Below are 15,897 nucleotides of genomic sequence, written 5' to 3' on the forward strand. Positions count from 1 at the left end.
GTCTGACCTCCCGTGTCCTCGACGCCCCGGCTCCCCTGGCTGCCCGCGCGGCCGGGGGACGGGAGCCAGGTCGACGGAAATGGCGACAGGAGGTGTCGGGTATCCACGGTTGGCTGTACGCATGACATTCACCTGGGCCGATTTCGTCTCGGCGGAGCCGCGCTTCGCCGAGACCGTTCAGCGACGATTCGAGAAGCACACCCACCATGTCCTCGGCACCCTCCGCAAGGACGGCTCCCCGCGCCTGACCGGACTCGAAGTCACCTTCCGTTTCGGGGAGTTGTGGCTCGGCATGATGCCGAATTCCCGAAAGGCGCAGGACCTGCTGCGCGATCCGCGTTTCGCCGTGCACGCCAATCCGGGCGCGGGCGGCGGGATGGAGGACGGCGACGTGCGGGTCGGCGGACGGGCGGTAGAGGTGACCGACGCGGGCGTGCTCGCACGGTTCGCCGAGACGGTCGCACCGCCGCTGCCCTTCCATCTCTTCGGTGTGGACCTCACCGAGGTCGTACGGACCGGCTTGGACGGCGACGAGCTGGTCGTACAGGTCTGGCGACCGGGCCGGCCACCCCGCACCGTACGGCGAGCCAGCGACGACAGCCCGCCGCGCGAGGAGGGGTAAGGGGAGAGAGGGGTGCCGAAGAGTCCGCCGCCGGGCTGTGGCGGGGCGCTCCCGGCCGCTGCTGGAGGCGGCCCGGGGCGGGTGTCGGCGGGTGTCGCGATCTTCCTTGGCGACCTGCTCGATCTCCGCCGCCGGGGCGTGCTAGGCTGACTGCGTTGCAGTTTTGGTACCCATGAACTTTATGTGCGCCTGACGGGAATGTTCCTCAGGCGCATTATTGTTTTTGCCGGCTTCTCCGGATGGGGCTCAATGCGGCGACGAGGAATTCGTAAAGTGCGGATTTCCGGCTCTGCACCTGTTTTAGGAGAATGACATGGCTACTGGCACCGTGAAGTGGTTCAACTCGGAAAAGGGCTTCGGCTTCATTGAGCAGGACGGCGGCGGCGCCGACGTCTTCGCCCACTACTCGAACATCGCCACCCAGGGCTTCCGTGAGCTCCAGGAGGGCCAGAAGGTCTCGTTCGACGTCACGCAGGGCCAGAAGGGCCCGCAGGCGGAGAACATCGTCCCGGCCTAGTTCCCGGACGCGTACCTCGCAGCCGGGGCCCGCACCGTGCAGGTGCGGGCCCCGGCTCGCGCTGTCCTCAGGCCCAGGAAGGCATTTTTTCCGTATGACTCGACCCGAACGCCCGGCCCGTGCTGCCCGACCCGCCGGCAAGCGCCCGGTGAACTCCCGCGCCAAGGGACCCGCGAAGGGCTCGGCGAAGGCACCCGCCCGCCGCGCCGCCGCGCGCCCGCAGGAATTCACGCTGCCGGAAACCATCACCCCCGCACTGCCCGCCGTCGAGGCGTTCGACGAGCTGGACATGCCTGCCGGCCTGCTCAAGACCCTTACCGCGCAGGGAGTGACCGAGCCGTTCCCCATCCAGGGCGCGACTCTGCCGAACTCCCTCGCCGGCCGCGACATACTCGGCCGTGGACGTACCGGATCGGGCAAGACCCTCGCCTTCGGTCTGGCACTCCTCGCCCGTATCGCCGGCCGGCGTGCCGAACCGCACGCGCCCCTCGCCCTGGTGCTGGTGCCCACGCGCGAGCTGGCGCAGCAGGTGACCGACGCGCTCACGCCGTACGCCACCGCCGTCAATCTGAAGCTGACCACGGTCGTCGGCGGACTCTCCATCGGCAAGCAGGCGGGCGCGCTGCGGCGTGGCGCCGAGGTGCTCGTCGCGACGCCGGGACGGCTCAAGGACCTCATCGAGCGCGGCGACTGCCGACTCGACCAGGTCTCCATCACCGTGCTCGACGAGGCCGACCAGATGGCCGACATGGGCTTCATGCCCCAGGTCACGGCGCTGCTCAAGCAGGTCGAGCCGGACGGGCAGCGGATGCTGTTCTCGGCGACGCTGGACAAGAACATCGACCGGCTCGTGCGGCAGTACCTCAACGACCCCGTGGTCCACTCCGTCGACCCGTCCCAGGGCGCGGTCACCACGATGGAACACCACGTGCTGTACGTCCTGGACGAGACGGACAAGAAGGAAGTCACCACGCGGATCGCGGCGCGTGACGGCCGGGTGCTGCTCTTCCTGGACACCAAGCGTTCCGTGGACCGGCTGGTCAAGCGGCTGCTGGCGAGCGGTGTACGGGCCTCCGGGCTGCACGGCGGCCGTTCGCAGCCGCAGCGCAACCGGACGCTCGAACAGTTCAAGACCGGCCTGGTCACCTGCCTTGTGGCGACCAATGTCGCGGCCCGTGGCATCCATGTCGACGACCTCGACCTGGTCGTGAACGTCGACCCGCCCGTCGACCACAAGGACTACCTCCACCGTGGCGGGCGCACCGCCCGCGCGGGGGAGTCCGGCAGCGTGGTCACGCTGGTGCTGCCCGAGCAGCGGCGCGAGATGACCCGGCTGATGTCCGACGCGGGTATCGCGCCCAAGTCGGCCCGGATCAAGTCGACGGACGAGGAACTGACACAGCTCACCGGTGCGCGGGAGCCCTCCGGGGTGGCCGTCACCATCGAGGTGCCGCAGCCCGTTGTCCAGGCCAAGCAGAAGTCGCGGCCGTCGCGGCCGGCCCGCAAGAGCACGGGCGGTGGCGGCGCGGCCGGTGCCTCCTCCGGCGGGTCTGCCCGAGGTGCCTCTTCCGGTGGGTCCGCCCGAGGTGCTTCCTCCGGCGGGGCCGGGGCCGCCCGGCTGGGTGGCGGCAGCGCCTCCCGTGGCAGCCGAGGCCGCCGCAGCCGTCCGGGACGGGGCACAGAAGGCGGGCGTCGCACCGCCGCCTGAGGCCGTGCGTCAACTGACGTGGCCCGGCATCGCGTTGAGCGCGGTGCCGGGCTTTTGTCTGCCCAGGGGAGGGGCAGGGCGTGAGGTCCGGGGGCGGTCCCGGTCTGCGGCGAGTCCTCCGGGCGTGGGTGTACGGCACGCTACGGACTCGGGTCCGATGGTTAACTTCCGGGAAATTACCCGCAGTTGGGATTGACGTGTCCGCGTCTACGCGCGTCATCATAGGTGCCATGCGAATTCCCCCACGTATCGCCACCCTCGGCGGCGTCGCCGCCCTGGTCTCCACGCTCCTGGTCGGCGGGGTCACCGCCACCGCCGCCACCGCGGCCCCCGCCGCGGTCGGCAGCATCTGCTACTCCAACCTGCCGTCGCAGGCACACGACACCCTCGACCTCATCGAGGTCGGCGGGCCGTACCCGTACTCCCAGGACGGCGGTGTCTTCCAGAACCGCGAAGGCATCCTGCCGAGCCAGTCCGCCAGCTACTACCACGAGTACACGGTCATCACCCCGGGCTCCTCCAACCGTGGCGCACGCCGCATCGTCACGGGCAACAAGACCAACGAGGACTACTACACGTCCGACCACTACGCGTCGTTCTCGCTGGTCAAGTACAGCTGCTGAACCACGGGCGGTGAGTTGCGGCTGTCGGGTCACGGCTGCCGAGTCAAGGCCGTTGAGCCGAGGCCGTTGAGTCGAGGCCGTCGAGTCAAGGCTGTTGAGCCAACTGGAAGGTAACCTCCGTCCCATGACGGTGACGTATGTGATCGACGGGGCGGAGGTCACCGGCCTCGACCGCTTCTGGCAGGTGATCGGTGCGGCCGTGAACGGGCCCGGCGGGTACTTCGGGAGCAATCTCGACGCGCTCGCCGACTGCCTCTCCGGCGGGTACGGAACGCCGGACGACGGCGACTTCGTCATCGAGTGGCGCCGGCACGAACTCTCGCGCCGGGCCCTCGGCCAGGAAGAGACCGTACGCACGCTCCAGCGGCGGCTGGAGCGTGCGCACCCCGGCAACAGGGCGGCGATCCAGGCGCGGTTGGACGAGGTACGGGCCGGCCGGGGGACCACGGTCTTCGACGAGCTGGTGCGGCTCATCGAGGAGGAAGCACCCGGCGTACTCCGGCTTCTCTGACGCGTCGGCCGGTCGGCCGGATTGTCGGACGGACGGATGGCCGGGTCGGCGGACGGATGGCCGGTCGGACGAATGGCTGGACGGGCTACGGGGCTCGTGGCCCTGGGGTGTCCGGGGTTCTGCGTCCGTCTGATCAGCGGCGTCGTGGGAGCGTGCACTCCAGCCGCTGCCGCTCCGGGCCGTACGGTACGTACCGTACGGCGGCCATCGCCGTCGCCCGCGCGTAACCGTCGTGCTCCTCGTCGGCGAGAATCCGGGCCAGCACATCGATCGCGCGCGGATCCTGACGGACCGCCAGTCCTTTGGCCGCCTCTGCCGCCGTGTCCGCGTCCGGGTCGTTCAGCCGGGCCGCCAGTGCCTCGCGGATCTCGTGGGTGTCCGCGTCCACCTCCGCCAGGGCCGGCACCGCCCGGTCCCTGACCGACGCGTCCGCGTCCCTGCTCAACAGGATCAGCGCCCGCACCCCGGCGTGGTCGGCGCCGCCGGAATCGTCGCGGTCGCTGTTGCCGGTTGTTCCGAGGCCGGTTGGCACGAGTCCGGTCGGTGCGAGTCCGGCCAGCGCCAGCGCGACCTCGCGCCGTACCCCCGCGTCCGGATGGGCCGTGTGGCGCAGGATCTCCGGCAGCACGGCCGGGTCGCCGTGCAGGCCCAGGCCCCGTACGACCACGCGGACCAGCTCCGGCTCGGCCGCCTCCCGGGACAGCTCCCGCAGCAGGGGCACCGCGCGGGCGGTGAACGGACTCGCCCCGTCCGTCCCGTCCGCCGTGCCCAGCCGCGCCAGTACACCGGCGGCGAAGGCCTGCCGCAGCGGCTCGTCGCTCGCGCACCAGGCGGCCGCCGCCTGGAACGTCTCCTCGTCGCCGCGCCGCGACAGCGCGGCCACCGACTCCGTCCAGTCGTCCCGCCCGGGATCGCCGCAGCGCAGCGCGCGCCCCGCCAGTTCCTCGTACGGGGTCGCGATGCCCAGCTCCGTCTCCAGCAGCGTCGCGACGGCCGCGTGCCCGGTCTGCTGCTCCTGCCCGGCCATCGGCGCGCCGTCCCGCAGCAGTTCGACCACGACGGTCATCGAGCCGTCCTCCTCGATCCGGCGTACGACCGTCTCGTATCCGTCGCCGTAGGCGCGCAGCAGCCCGTCCCGCAGCTCCTGTTCCACATCGAGCGCCATCCAGCGCCGTGCCTCGGCGAGCGCCGCTTCACGCGCCCCGTGGCGCATGCCGTCGTATCTGTCTTCGTGTGTGTCTTCGCGTATGTCGTCGGCCGCTCCGGCGCGCGCGCCCGCGCCGTACCGCAGCAGGACCCGTACGGACGGTGTGGAGCCGCGGCGGGCGGCCAGCAGGAGCAGCGGTTCACCGTTGGGGCCCGGCAGATCGGGGTCGGCGCCGTACTCCAGCAGCGCCTCCAGCGTGTCGGGGAAGCCCTGGACCACCGCCCAGGCGCCCGCCGTGAAGCCGAAATCCTCCCGGCTGTCGGGCCGGGCGCCCGCCGCGAGCAGGGCCCGGACCACTTCGGTGTGCCCGCCGCAGGCCGCAGCGCACAGCGGCAGGTCCCCGCGCTCCGGGCCGCTCGCCCGCTGCGGGTCGGCGCCCGCCGCGAGCAGCAGCCGTACCAGCCCGGCCTCGTCGCTGACCGCCGCCAGGTAGAGAGCCGTCTGACCGTCCCGGTCGGTCGCCTCGGCCGGAACACCCGCCCGGAGCAGGCGGACGACGACGTCGTTCTCGCCGCCGTACACCGCCTCGAACAGTTCATCGGTACCCGCCGCCGGTTCGTCCGTCATGCTTCGACCTTACGTTCGCTCCGGTACCGGCCCCGGGGACGTCGGCGTGGTGCTGGTTACGGTCCGGTCGCGCCGGTGGAGTTTCCGGCCGACGAGCCAAGACGGACGTGCTCGATGTCCTCGTCCAGGAAGGCGGTCAGATCCTGGGCCTCGGCGCGGACGGCTTCTTGTTCCGGGGCGGTGAGGGGACGGAGGGGACTGATGCGGAGTTGGTGGTCGCGCACGGTCCAGGTGGCGGTGACGCGTCCGTCGACGAGGACGGTGCGGTGGCCCGCGACGGACAGACCGAGGTGGGCGGTATCGATGATGCGACTGCGGTCGTGGTAGCCGAGGATGGCGTTGTCGAAGGCCGGGAGGAACCGGACCGGGGCCGGGGTGTCGGGGTCGGGGCGGGGCGCGTCGGGCAGATCGAGCAGTTCGCGGCCGCGTTCGTCGCGGAAGACGACGAGTTCCCCTCGGGCCCTGGCGGCTTTGACGGCGGCGGGAAGACCGGCGAGGCCGCACCAGGCGCGCAGGTCCGCGCCGGCGGCGGGTCCGTAGGCGGCGAGGTAGCGGCGCAACAGCCGCTGCCCGACAGGATCGCTGTCATCGGCGGGCAGAGGGGCGATGTCCCGTTCCAGCCAGGTGGCCAGCGGCAGGTTGCGTACGCCGGCACTCCGCTGCCACAGGCCGCGGGGCGGGAGTTGGGCCATGGGGACGAGGGCCGCGACGAGCAACTCGCCCAGGACCCGGCGCGGTGGGCCGGGCCAGCGGTCTTCGAGGGACTGTACGAGTTCGCTCATGGTGCGGGGCCGCTGGTCGGCCATGACCGCACGGCCTGCGGCGGCGACCTCGTCCACGTCGATGCCGGCCAGTTCGCGCCGGTAGGTTCCCAGCACTCGTTGGCGCAGCATCGTGTCGTGGCGGGCCCGCCAGGCGAGCACGTCGTCGGCGGTGACGAGGTGGACGGTGCGGCGCATCAGGTGGGTGCGCACCACCGTACGGCCGGTCAGCGCATCGTCCAGTCGCTCGGGCCTGAAGCCGGACAGGCGGGACCACAGCCCGGTGAAGGGTTCCTGGGGCTCCTGCGCCTGGAGGCCGCACAGGTGGGCCACCGCCTCCGCGACGGATATGTCGCCGCGTGTGAGCAGGTGCTGGCGGGCGAGCGTGGCGCGGTTGAGGGCACGGGCGTCAAGGACAGTCATGGCGTTCCCAGGCTGGGGCTCGGTCGTGGGACGGGCGTCGGTGTAGGTCTGCGGTGTAGGTCTGTGTGCCGGGAGACGCACCGCATGCGAGGGTTGTCGGGCCGTCCAGGAGCGATGCCTCCTCCCGAAACGGCTCGTACGCCACCATGGCGGAGGTAGAGGACAGGCTGTGTCCTGTACCGCGGGGAGGTCTGTACCGCGGGGGCGTCTCGACATCACCTCGCATACCGTGCGCCGTGCATACCCTGCGCCGTGCATACCGTGCGTCTTGCGTGCCGTGCGCCGTGACGAGGGTGTGTCGTTCAGGTGTCGCACTCCAGCACCGTCCGGCACAGTCCGCACCGCGCCCGGACCCGGCCCTGGACCGGGATCCGGATGCGCTGATGGCAGGTAGGGCAGGGGAACGAGACCCGTGGCCCCTCCGGCAGCAACTCGAACGCGTAGGGCGAGGCCGGGTCCGTGGCGGTGCCCGGGTGATCTAGGGCGTGGCGGCGGTCCTTGACGTAGCGGTTCCGGCCCGCCCGGCCGGCGGTGGTCAGCGGCGGCTGCTGTTCGTCGCGCAGCGCCCGCGCACTGCCTTTCGTATACGACGTGTAGCCCTGCGGGCTGGTGAACCAGATCCGGGGATCCTCGTCGAAGACCAGCGCGCGCTTGGCGAGTACGTAGCCGAACTCCTCGGGCGTGAGATAGCCGAGCTTCTGGCTGGAGTCGCGGTCCTCGCGGTACGCGTCGAGCAACAGCCAGCCCGCACCCAGATAGGTGGTCGCGGTGTCGGTGAGGATCTCGTTGTCGCGGGTGCCGGGGAAGCTCAGCCCCAGCCGGTGCAGCAGGACATGGGTGATCTCGTGGGCGAGGGCGGCGCCGATGTCCCTGCGGTGGGTGCGGAAACGGTTGTTCAGCTCGATGAAGTACTCGGGCCCCGCCGTCAGCTCGACGTTCGCCGCGTGCCGCATCTCGCGGAAGCTCACGATCACGCGCGCGTCCGGCAGGCGCAGTTGCTGGACCAGGGCGCGGGCCACCCGCTGAGTGCCGAGATGGAGATCGTCCACGTCGGAGAAGGCCACATCGGCGGGGGCGACGCTGGAGGCGTACGAGCGGATGCCGTCGGAGGAGAGGCGCCGGTAGAGCGCGGTGATCGCCGCTCGCGCCGTCTCGATGTGCGGATAGCCGTGGACGACCTCACCGCCGTACGTCACATCCGTATCCCCTCGAAGGACGGTCGGGCCCACACCGGGTCGGGACGGTCGGCCCACACCGCTTCAGGACGGTCGGGCCCACACCGCGTCAACTGTACGGGGACGCCCCTGGAACGGCGGAGGATCCGTCCGTTCAGCGGACAGTGTCCGGCAAATGCTCCCTCAGGGTGGCTGAAAACTGCCTCTTGTGACTTCGCTGATCTTCTCCGCATAATCCGGCATCACGCTTTTTTGTCGAGCCCATGTCAGTTCTGCGCGGTGGATCTACGCGTGTCAGATCTACGCGCAATGACCGGGCCCGGCGATCGAGCGCTACCCGCCGCACCACCCCCACCTCCAGCAGCCCCCACGAAAGGCAGACCCTTGAGCGTTCTGGGTGTCCTCAAGAGATGCGCCGCCGCCGGCGCCGTCGTCCTCGCCGCTGTCAGTCTTCAGCCCAGCTCCGCCTCCGCCGCGCCCGCGCCGGACAAGAGCACCAAGGCCGCCGCGCCCGTCGCGCCGCCCGTCGTCGGTGGCACCCGCGCCGCGCAGGGTGAATTCCCCTTCATGGTCCGGCTCTCCATGGGCTGTGGCGGCGCGCTGTACTCCTCCACCATCGTCCTGACCGCCGCGCACTGTGTGGACGGCTCCGGGAACAACACCAGCATCACGGCCACCGCCGGGGTCGTGGACCTCCAGAGCAGCAGCGCCGTCAAGGTCAAGTCCACCAAGGTGCTCCAGGCCCCCGGCTACAACGGCTCGGGCAAGGACTGGGCGCTGATCAAGCTCGCGGCGCCGATCAACCAGCCGACCCTGAAGATCGCCACCAACGCGACGTACAACACCGGTAACTTCACCGTCGCCGGCTGGGGCGCGGCCACCGAGGGCGGCGGCCAGCAGCGCTACCTCCTCAAGGCGACCGTGCCGTTCGTCTCCGACGCCAGCTGCAGCGCGTCGTACGGCGGCGACATCATAGCCGCCGAAGAGATCTGCGCCGGATACTCGCAGGGCGGCACCGACACCTGCCAGGGCGACTCGGGTGGCCCGATGTTCCGTAAGGACAACGCCGGAGCCTTCATCCAGGTCGGCATCGTGAGCTGGGGCAACGGCTGCGCCCGCCCCGGATACCCCGGTGTCTACACCGAGGTCTCGAACTTCGCCTCCGCGATCGCGTCGGCCGCGTCGACCCTCTGAGCTCCGAACTCCGAGCTGAGTGCTGAGTAGCGGGACGTACACGTAGGACACGAAGGAGAGGGGCGGACGGGGGCCAACGTGCCCCGTCCGTCCCTCTCTTTCTGTTCTCGTTCTCTTCCCGCCTCGGTCAGGCGAGTTGTACGTACCCCTCGCCCGCGGCCTCCAGTTCCAGCACCCACAGCTCGTTGCCGCCCTCGCGCAGCACCGGACCGGGAACGTGCAGCGACTCCTGCGGCCCCCGCGACCAGTAGCGGCCCAGGCAGAAACCGTTCACCCAGACGAAGCCCCGGGTCCAGGAGGGGAGGGTGAGCGAGGCGTCGCCCGCGCCCCGGACCTCGAACTCCGCGCGGTACAGGCCCCGGTGGCCGAGCCGGCCCGGCGTACGGTCTCCCGCTGTACGGTTCTGAGCCCGGCCGTGCCCCACCTCCGGTCCGACGTCCTGGCCCACTTCCGGCGCCACATCCTGGCCCACTTCCGGCGCCGGCTCCGGTGCCTTGAACGGGATCCGCCCGACCGCGGCCGCGTCGTCGAACGCGTCCAGCCGCAGGCCCCGGGACCGTACCCCGTGCAGATACTGCAGTTCGTGCAGCACCCCGCCCGTGATGCCCTTGGACTCGCCCAGGCGCGGCCCGTAGTTGACCCGGCCCAGCGACTCCACCCAGATCTCCACGGACGCGGGCCCGGCCACCGGCTCCGCGAGCGCCGGGGCCTCCCCGCTCAGCACCCCGGCCCGTACGCCGTCGACGTACACCACGGCCATGTCGCGCAGCCCGGCCAGGGTGAGCGGACCGGGCTTGCGCGGACCCGGGATCGTCAGCCGGTGACGCACCAGCCCCCGGTCGACGTCCAGTTCCTCGAAGGACGGCGGCAGCGCCGTCTCCGACTCGGGCCCGCCGAGCGCGTCCATGACCTCGTCCAGCGGCGCCCACCCGGTGAACTCCGCCCGTACGGGACCGGCCAGCGCGGGCGGATCCTGCGGAACCTCGGGCAGCACGCCGTCCCGGAACCCCGCGCGCTCCGCGTACTCCGCGAGCACCTCGCGGAAGAACCAGAACTTCTCCGCCGGCCGGCCCGCTTCGTCGATCGGCGCGTCGTAGTCGTACGACGTCACATCCGGCTCCAGCGCGCCCCCGTTCAGCTCACCCGAGCGATTGGCGCCCGCCCAGCCGGCGAAGTTCGTTCCGCCGTGCGCCATGTACACATTGACCGAGGCGCCCGCCTCCAGGATCTCCCGCAGCGCGACGGCCGCGTCCGCAGCGTCCCGTACGACAGGCTCCCCGCCCCAGCGTTCGAACCAGCCGCACCAGAACTCCATGCACATCAACGGCCCTTGCGGCCGGTGCGCGCGCAGTACGTCGAAGGCGGCGCGCGCACCCGAGCCGAAGTTGACCGTCGCGAGCAGCCCCGGGACGGAGCCGCCGGTGAGCATGTGGTCCTCGGGCCCGTCCGAGGTGACCAGCGGCACCGTCACACCGCACTCCCTGACCAGTTCGGTCAGCCGGCCCAGATAGACCTGGTCGGTGCCGTAACTCCCGTACTCGTTCTCGATCTGCACCATGATCACCGGACCGCCCCGGTCGATCTGGCGCTCCACGACCTGGGGCAGCAGACGGCGGAACCACCGCTCCACCGGCCCCAGGAACGCCGCGTCCCGGGTCCGGACCCGCGCGCCCAGCGGACCGGTCAGCCAGTGCGGAAGACCGCCGTTGTCCCACTCCGCGCAGATGTACGGACCCGGCCGTACGATCGCCCACAGCCCCGCCTCGCGCGCCGCGTCCAGGAACCGGCCGAGCGCCGCCACGTCCTGGTGGCGGCCGGGCTCCGGCTCATGGAGATTCCACGGGACGTACGTCTCCACGCAGTTGAGCCCCATGGCGCGCAGCATCGCGAGCCGGTGGCCCCACCGCGCCTCATGGACCCGGAAGTAGTGCAGCGCCCCCGACAGCAGCCGGACCGGCCGGCCGTCCACCAGAAAATGCTCGTCCCCCACCGTGAACTCAGCCACTCTCCCGCTCTCCTGTCCGTCGTCCTTCGGCCCGCCGTGCGTCCCGTCACTGGTCATGGCCCACCTTCTCCCCTGGCGAGCGAACGGTCCATGGACAAAGATCAGCTCTGTTTGGACACAACCGAAGAGGCGGGACGCCGGTTGGTGAGAGCGACAGGGAGAAAGGGCGGAAGCGGATGTACGACACGTGGATGCGGTATCTGACTCCCAGCCCGGCCCACCACCGCCTCGGACTCGTCTGCCTCGGCGTCGGACTCCAGCACGGCTGTGTGCCCACGGTCGGACCGCGCACCCTCGACCACCACGTGGCCGTCGTCATCAGCGCGGGCAGCGGCTGGTTCCGGTCGGCGGACGGGCGGCGTACCACCGTCAGCGCGCCCGCCGTGCTCTGGCTGACACCCGGCACCCCGCACCACTACGGCCCCGACCAGCACCACGGCTGGGACGAGAGCTTCGTCGCCTTCACCGGCCCCGCCACCGCCACCTACACCGAACTCGGCTACATCGAGCCGGACCGGCCCGTCGTACCCCTCTCCGACGCGACCGGCGCCCGCGCGGCCGTCGCCCGGATCGCCCGCGCCGCCCGCCGGGGCAACCCGCTGCTCGAAGTCGAGACGGGCGCGGCCGTACACGAACTCCTCGTCGTCCTGCGCCGGGCCCGCGCCGACACCGACGCCGAGGGCGACCCGGTGCTCCAGGCACTGACCCGCGACGCCTGCCGCCCGCTCACGGTCGCCGAACACGCGGCCCGCCACGGGATGACCCCCGCCGAACTGCGCACGGTCGTACGCAGGGCCGTCGGCCGCGGGCCCAAGGACTACCTCCTGGGCATCCGGCTCGGCCGCGCAAAGGAACTCCTCGCCGCCACGGAACTCCCCGTCGCCGCGGTCGCCCGGCGGGTCGGCTACCACGACCCCGCCTACTTCTCCCGGCTGTTCACCCGCCGGGTGGGCATGGCCCCCGTCCGCTTCCGGGAACAGCAGGCCCGCGCGGTGCCGGGCGGTGGGCGGGGCGACGACGTCCCGGGCGAGGACGTCCCGGGTCCCGGCGTCCCGGGCTCTGGCGTCCCGGGCCCCGGCGTCGTGATCGCCCCCTGATCACGCCCGCCCCGATCGCCGATCCCGCCCTCCCCGATCGCCCCCGATCCCGCATCCTGGCCACCCTCAGCCGGTCGACCGCCGGTCCGTCTAAGCTCCCGGACCATGACCACGAGCAACGCCGGCATCGACGACTCCGTACGCGCCGAACTGAACCGCCTCCGCGAAAGCATCGACAACATCGACGCGGCCGTCGTCCACATGCTCGCCGAGCGCTTCAAATGCACCCAGCAGGTCGGCCTCCTCAAAGCCGAACACCAGCTGCCCCCGGCCGATCCGGCCCGCGAGGCCCGGCAGATCATCCGGCTCCGGCAGCTGGCGGAGAGCGCCAGGCTGGATCCGGCCTTCGCCGAGAAGTTGCTCAACTTCATCGTCGCCGAGGTGATCCGCCACCACGAGACGATCGCGGACGAGACGCGGGACGGGACCGGCAGCGGGAATGGCGCCGGTAACGGGGTCGGGGACGGGAACGGGGACGGTCACGGGGCCGGCGGGAACGGGGACGGGACCAGCGGGTAACGGGGGCCGGTAACCGGCGGGAACGGGGACCGGTAACGGGGACGAATCCGGTACGGCCGAGGCAGCGACGACGCACCACGCACCCCTCGCGTCGCAGGGCCCCCGGTAGAGCAATCTCCGTGCGCTGACAGCGCAAAGAACACTGCTGCGCGCCCCGAGGCCCATCGGGCAGCATGGCCCCATGTCCGTACTGACGCGCGACGAAGCGCAGATCCGAGCCCAGTTCCTCGACGTCCACCGGTACACGATCGCCCTCGATCTCACCACCGGCGACGACACCTTCGACTCCCGTACCGTCGTCCACTTCACCGCACGGGCCGCGGGAGACACCTTCGTCGAGCTCAAGCCGGCCACCCTGCGCTCCGTCACCCTCGACGGACAGCCCGTCGACCCCGCCGCGCTCACCGGGAACCGGCTCGCGCTCACCGGACTCGGCGCGGGCGAGCACGAGCTGCGCGTCGAGGCCGACATGCGGTACTCCCGTACCGGCGAAGGCATGCACCGCTTCACCGACCCCACCGACGGCGAAACATACGTCTACACCCAGCTGTTCCTGGATGACGTCCAGCGCGTCTTCGCCGCCTTCGACCAGCCCGACCTCAAAGCCGTCTTCGAACTCACCGTCACCGCGCCGGACCACTGGACCGTCCTCGGCAACGGCATCGCCGAGCAGACCGGCGCGCGCCACTGGACCCTCGCGCCCACCCCGCCCATCTCCACCTACCTCGTCGCGGTCGCCGCCGGCCCCTGGCACTCCGTACGCACCGAACACGCCGGACTGCCCTTCGGCATCCACTGCCGGCGCTCCCTCGCGCCCCACCTCGACGCCGACGCGGACGAACTCTTCGACATCACCCGCGCCTGCTACGACCGTTACCACGAGAAGTTCAAGGAGCCCTACCCCTTCGACTCGTACGACCAGGCCTTCGTCCCCGAGTTCAACGCGGGCGCCATGGAGAACCCCGGCCTCGTCACCTTCCGCGACGAATACGTCTACCGCTCCGCCGTCACCGACACCGAGCGGCAGACCCGCGCCGTGGTCATCGCCCACGAAATGGCCCACATGTGGTTCGGCGACCTCGTCACCCTCGCCTGGTGGGACGACATCTGGCTCAACGAGTCCTTCGCCGAATACATGGGCTACCAGATCCTCACCGAGGCCACCCGCTTCACCGACACCTGGGTCGACTTCGGCATCGGCAGGAAGGCCTGGGGATACGACGCCGACCAGCGCCCCTCGACCCACCCCGTCGCCCCCGACCCGGACGCCGTCCCCGACACCGCGTCCGCCCTGCTCAACTTCGACGGCATCTCCTACGCCAAGGGCGCCTCCGCGCTCCGGCAACTCGTCGCCTGGCTCGGCGAGAAGGACTTCCTCGCCGGAATCAACATCCACTTCGCCCGGCACAAGTTCGCCAACGCCACCCTCGCCGACTTCATCGACTCCCTCGCCCAGGCCACCGACCGCGACGTACACGCCTGGGCCGCCCGGTGGCTCCGCACCACCGGCGTCGACACCCTCACCCCCGAGGTCACCGGCAGCGGAACCGCGTGGACCCTCGGAGTCGTACGGGACGGCAGCCGCCCCCACCACATCGCCGTCGGCACCTACGACATCGACCCCGTCGACCCCGCACGACTCGTCGAACGCGAGCGCTTCGCACTCGACCTCCCGGCACCCGGCAGCCCCGGCGCGGACGCCGACACCGGTACCGGGACGGGGACCGGCACCCGTACCGACGCCCGTACCGGCACCCGTAGCGAAACGCGGGCCGACATCCGTACCGGCCGCCGTCCCGCCCTCGTCGTCCTCAACGACAGCGACCTCACCTACGCCAAGGTCCGGCTCGACGGCCCCTCCTGGGCCACCGCCCTGCACGCCCTCTCCGGCATCCCCGACCCCCTCACCCGCGCCGTCATCTGGAACGCCGCCCGCGACATGGTCCGCGACGGCGGCAGCGCCACCCCGGCACACGGCGGCCCGGGCGCACCCCCCGCCACCCCGGGCATGACCCCCGCCGCCTACCTCGACGCCGCGCGCACCCACCTCCCGCTCGAAACCGACCTCGCCATCGTCCAGGGCGTCCTCGCCTTCGCCGCCGGCCAGATCACCGACCGCTACCTCACCCCCGAGGACCGGCCCATCGCCCTCGCCACCCTCACCAGCGTCTGCCGCGACCTCATCCGCCGCACCGAGGACGGCAACCACCCCGGGCTGCGCCTCACCGCCGTACGCCACTTCATCGACGCCGCCACCCAGCCCGACGCCATCCAGGACTGGCTCCACTCCGGCAGCGTCCCCGGCGGCCCCGAACTCGACCCCGACCTGCGCTGGCGCATCCTCACCCGCCTCGCCGTCCTCGGCGCCACCGACGCCGCCGCCATCGACGCCGAACTCGACCGCGACCCCAGCGACACCGGCCAGGAAGGCGCCGCACGCTGCCGCGCCGCCCTGCCCGACCCGGACGCCAAAGCCCGGGCATGGGCCTCGATGTTCGACTCCGACGACCTCTCCAACTACCTGTTCAGCGCCACCGCCCGTGGCTTCTGGCATCCCGAACAGGCCGACCTCGTAAGGGAGTACGTCCCCCGCTACTACCCCGAAGCCGTCGCCCTCGCCGACCGCCGGGGCCCCGCCATCGCCGACGCCGCCGGCCGCTACGCCTTCCCCGCGTACGCCATCGACGCCGAATCACTGCGCCTCGGCCAGGAGTGCCTGGACCGTACGGACATGATCCCGGCGCTGCGCCGCAAGCTCGCCGACCAGCTCGACGACGCGCACCGGGCGCTTCGGGTCCGTACGGCCTGACTGCCTGACGGCCTGACTCTCTGAGCGGCACGGTCCGACCGCCCGCCACCCCCGGCAACCCCGCAGCGGGGGGGGGGGGGCGGGGCGGGGGGGGCGCGCCGGGGGGGGGGGGGGGGGGGGGGGGGGTGTGGGGGGGGGGGACAACCAAAACCCCCCCCC

At 71.5% G+C, this 15,897-nt stretch carries 13 protein-coding genes; 9 read left to right on the forward strand and 4 right to left on the reverse strand.

What is annotated here, in order from left to right; all coding sequences use genetic code 11:
- The first annotated feature begins 121 nt into the window (after positions 1-121).
- From ACIQD6_RS24475 to ACIQD6_RS24495, 5 genes are all read left to right on the forward strand, one after another.
- Positions 122-622, forward strand: a complete 501-nt coding sequence (locus tag ACIQD6_RS24475) for a pyridoxamine 5'-phosphate oxidase family protein (RefSeq protein WP_401885720.1) — start codon at positions 122-124, stop codon at positions 620-622.
- Between the two features lie 313 nt (positions 623-935).
- Positions 936-1,139, forward strand: a complete 204-nt coding sequence (locus ACIQD6_RS24480; protein WP_015607926.1) for a cold-shock protein — start codon at positions 936-938, stop codon at positions 1,137-1,139.
- Positions 1,140-1,233: 94 nt separating this feature from the next.
- Complete coding sequence (locus ACIQD6_RS24485; protein ID WP_401885723.1) at positions 1,234-2,847, forward strand: DEAD/DEAH box helicase; 1,614 nt, start codon at positions 1,234-1,236, stop codon at positions 2,845-2,847.
- A gap of 230 nt (positions 2,848-3,077) precedes the next feature.
- The gene (locus tag ACIQD6_RS24490) at positions 3,078-3,470 is read left to right on the forward strand and encodes a ribonuclease domain-containing protein (protein ID WP_401885725.1); all 393 of its coding nucleotides are present in this window, start codon (positions 3,078-3,080) and stop codon (positions 3,468-3,470) included.
- A 124-nt stretch (positions 3,471-3,594) separates the two neighbouring features.
- On the forward strand, positions 3,595-3,981 hold the full coding sequence (locus ACIQD6_RS24495; RefSeq protein ID WP_401885727.1) for a barstar family protein: 387 nt from the start codon (positions 3,595-3,597) through the stop codon (positions 3,979-3,981).
- 133 nt (positions 3,982-4,114) lie between these two features.
- On the opposite strand, the gene ACIQD6_RS24500 is transcribed toward ACIQD6_RS24495, so the two are convergent.
- The 3 genes from ACIQD6_RS24500 to ACIQD6_RS24510 all read right to left on the reverse strand — a co-directional run bounded on the left by ACIQD6_RS24500 (position 4,115) and on the right by ACIQD6_RS24510 (position 8,135).
- The gene (locus ACIQD6_RS24500; protein ID WP_401885728.1) at positions 4,115-5,755 is read right to left on the reverse strand and encodes an ankyrin repeat domain-containing protein; all 1,641 of its coding nucleotides are present in this window, start codon (positions 5,753-5,755) and stop codon (positions 4,115-4,117) included.
- Positions 5,756-5,811: 56 nt separating this feature from the next.
- Entirely contained in the window at positions 5,812-6,939 is a 1,128-nt protein-coding gene (locus ACIQD6_RS24505; protein WP_401885730.1) for a winged helix DNA-binding domain-containing protein, read from the reverse strand.
- A gap of 302 nt (positions 6,940-7,241) precedes the next feature.
- Positions 7,242-8,135 carry a hypothetical protein gene (locus ACIQD6_RS24510; protein ID WP_401885732.1) on the reverse strand — a complete coding sequence of 298 codons (894 nt, stop codon included), beginning with the start codon at positions 8,133-8,135 and terminating at the stop codon, positions 7,242-7,244.
- 288 nt (positions 8,136-8,423) lie between these two features.
- On the opposite strand from ACIQD6_RS24510, the gene ACIQD6_RS24515 reads away from it, so the two are divergent.
- Entirely contained in the window at positions 8,424-9,308 is an 885-nt protein-coding gene (locus ACIQD6_RS24515) for a S1 family peptidase (RefSeq protein ID WP_401885733.1), read from the forward strand.
- 127 nt (positions 9,309-9,435) lie between these two features.
- On the opposite strand, the gene ACIQD6_RS24520 is transcribed toward ACIQD6_RS24515, so the two are convergent.
- The gene (locus tag ACIQD6_RS24520) at positions 9,436-11,313 is read right to left on the reverse strand and encodes a beta-galactosidase family protein (RefSeq protein WP_401886178.1); all 1,878 of its coding nucleotides are present in this window, start codon (positions 11,311-11,313) and stop codon (positions 9,436-9,438) included.
- A 176-nt stretch (positions 11,314-11,489) separates the two neighbouring features.
- Here ACIQD6_RS24520 and ACIQD6_RS24525 point away from each other — a divergent pair, with 176 nt between their 5' ends.
- From ACIQD6_RS24525 to pepN, 3 genes are all read left to right on the forward strand, one after another.
- On the forward strand, positions 11,490-12,410 hold the full coding sequence (locus ACIQD6_RS24525) for a helix-turn-helix domain-containing protein (protein WP_401885735.1): 921 nt from the start codon (positions 11,490-11,492) through the stop codon (positions 12,408-12,410).
- Between the two features lie 105 nt (positions 12,411-12,515).
- Positions 12,516-12,929 (forward strand): chorismate mutase, encoded by a 414-nt coding sequence (locus ACIQD6_RS24530; RefSeq protein ID WP_401885737.1) that lies wholly within the window; start codon positions 12,516-12,518, stop codon positions 12,927-12,929.
- 181 nt (positions 12,930-13,110) lie between these two features.
- Positions 13,111-15,738, forward strand: a complete 2,628-nt coding sequence (pepN, locus tag ACIQD6_RS24535; protein ID WP_401885739.1) for an aminopeptidase N — start codon at positions 13,111-13,113, stop codon at positions 15,736-15,738.
- Positions 15,739-15,897: the final 159 nt, after the last annotated feature.

The organism is Streptomyces sp. NPDC088400, assembly GCF_044753355.1.
In the GTDB taxonomy this organism is placed as follows: Bacteria; Actinomycetota; Actinomycetes; order Streptomycetales; family Streptomycetaceae; genus Streptomyces.

Excerpts from the sequence above, each read along its gene's own strand:
- ACIQD6_RS24475 (WP_401885720.1), top strand. The coding sequence starts at position 122 with ATGACATTCACCTGGGCCGATTTCGTCTCGGCGGAGCCGCGCTTCGCC.
- ACIQD6_RS24480 (WP_015607926.1), top strand. The coding sequence starts at position 936 with ATGGCTACTGGCACCGTGAAGTGGTTCAACTCGGAAAAGGGCTTCGGC.
- ACIQD6_RS24485 (WP_401885723.1), top strand. The coding sequence starts at position 1,234 with ATGACTCGACCCGAACGCCCGGCCCGTGCTGCCCGACCCGCCGGCAAG.
- ACIQD6_RS24490 (WP_401885725.1), top strand. The coding sequence starts at position 3,078 with ATGCGAATTCCCCCACGTATCGCCACCCTCGGCGGCGTCGCCGCCCTG.
- ACIQD6_RS24495 (WP_401885727.1), top strand. The coding sequence starts at position 3,595 with ATGACGGTGACGTATGTGATCGACGGGGCGGAGGTCACCGGCCTCGAC.
- ACIQD6_RS24500 (WP_401885728.1), bottom strand. The coding sequence starts at position 5,755 with ATGACGGACGAACCGGCGGCGGGTACCGATGAACTGTTCGAGGCGGTG.
- ACIQD6_RS24505 (WP_401885730.1), bottom strand. The coding sequence starts at position 6,939 with ATGACTGTCCTTGACGCCCGTGCCCTCAACCGCGCCACGCTCGCCCGC.
- ACIQD6_RS24515 (WP_401885733.1), top strand. The coding sequence starts at position 8,424 with ATGACCGGGCCCGGCGATCGAGCGCTACCCGCCGCACCACCCCCACCT.
- ACIQD6_RS24525 (WP_401885735.1), top strand. The coding sequence starts at position 11,490 with ATGTACGACACGTGGATGCGGTATCTGACTCCCAGCCCGGCCCACCAC.
- ACIQD6_RS24530 (WP_401885737.1), top strand. The coding sequence starts at position 12,516 with ATGACCACGAGCAACGCCGGCATCGACGACTCCGTACGCGCCGAACTG.
- pepN (WP_401885739.1), top strand. The coding sequence starts at position 13,111 with ATGTCCGTACTGACGCGCGACGAAGCGCAGATCCGAGCCCAGTTCCTC.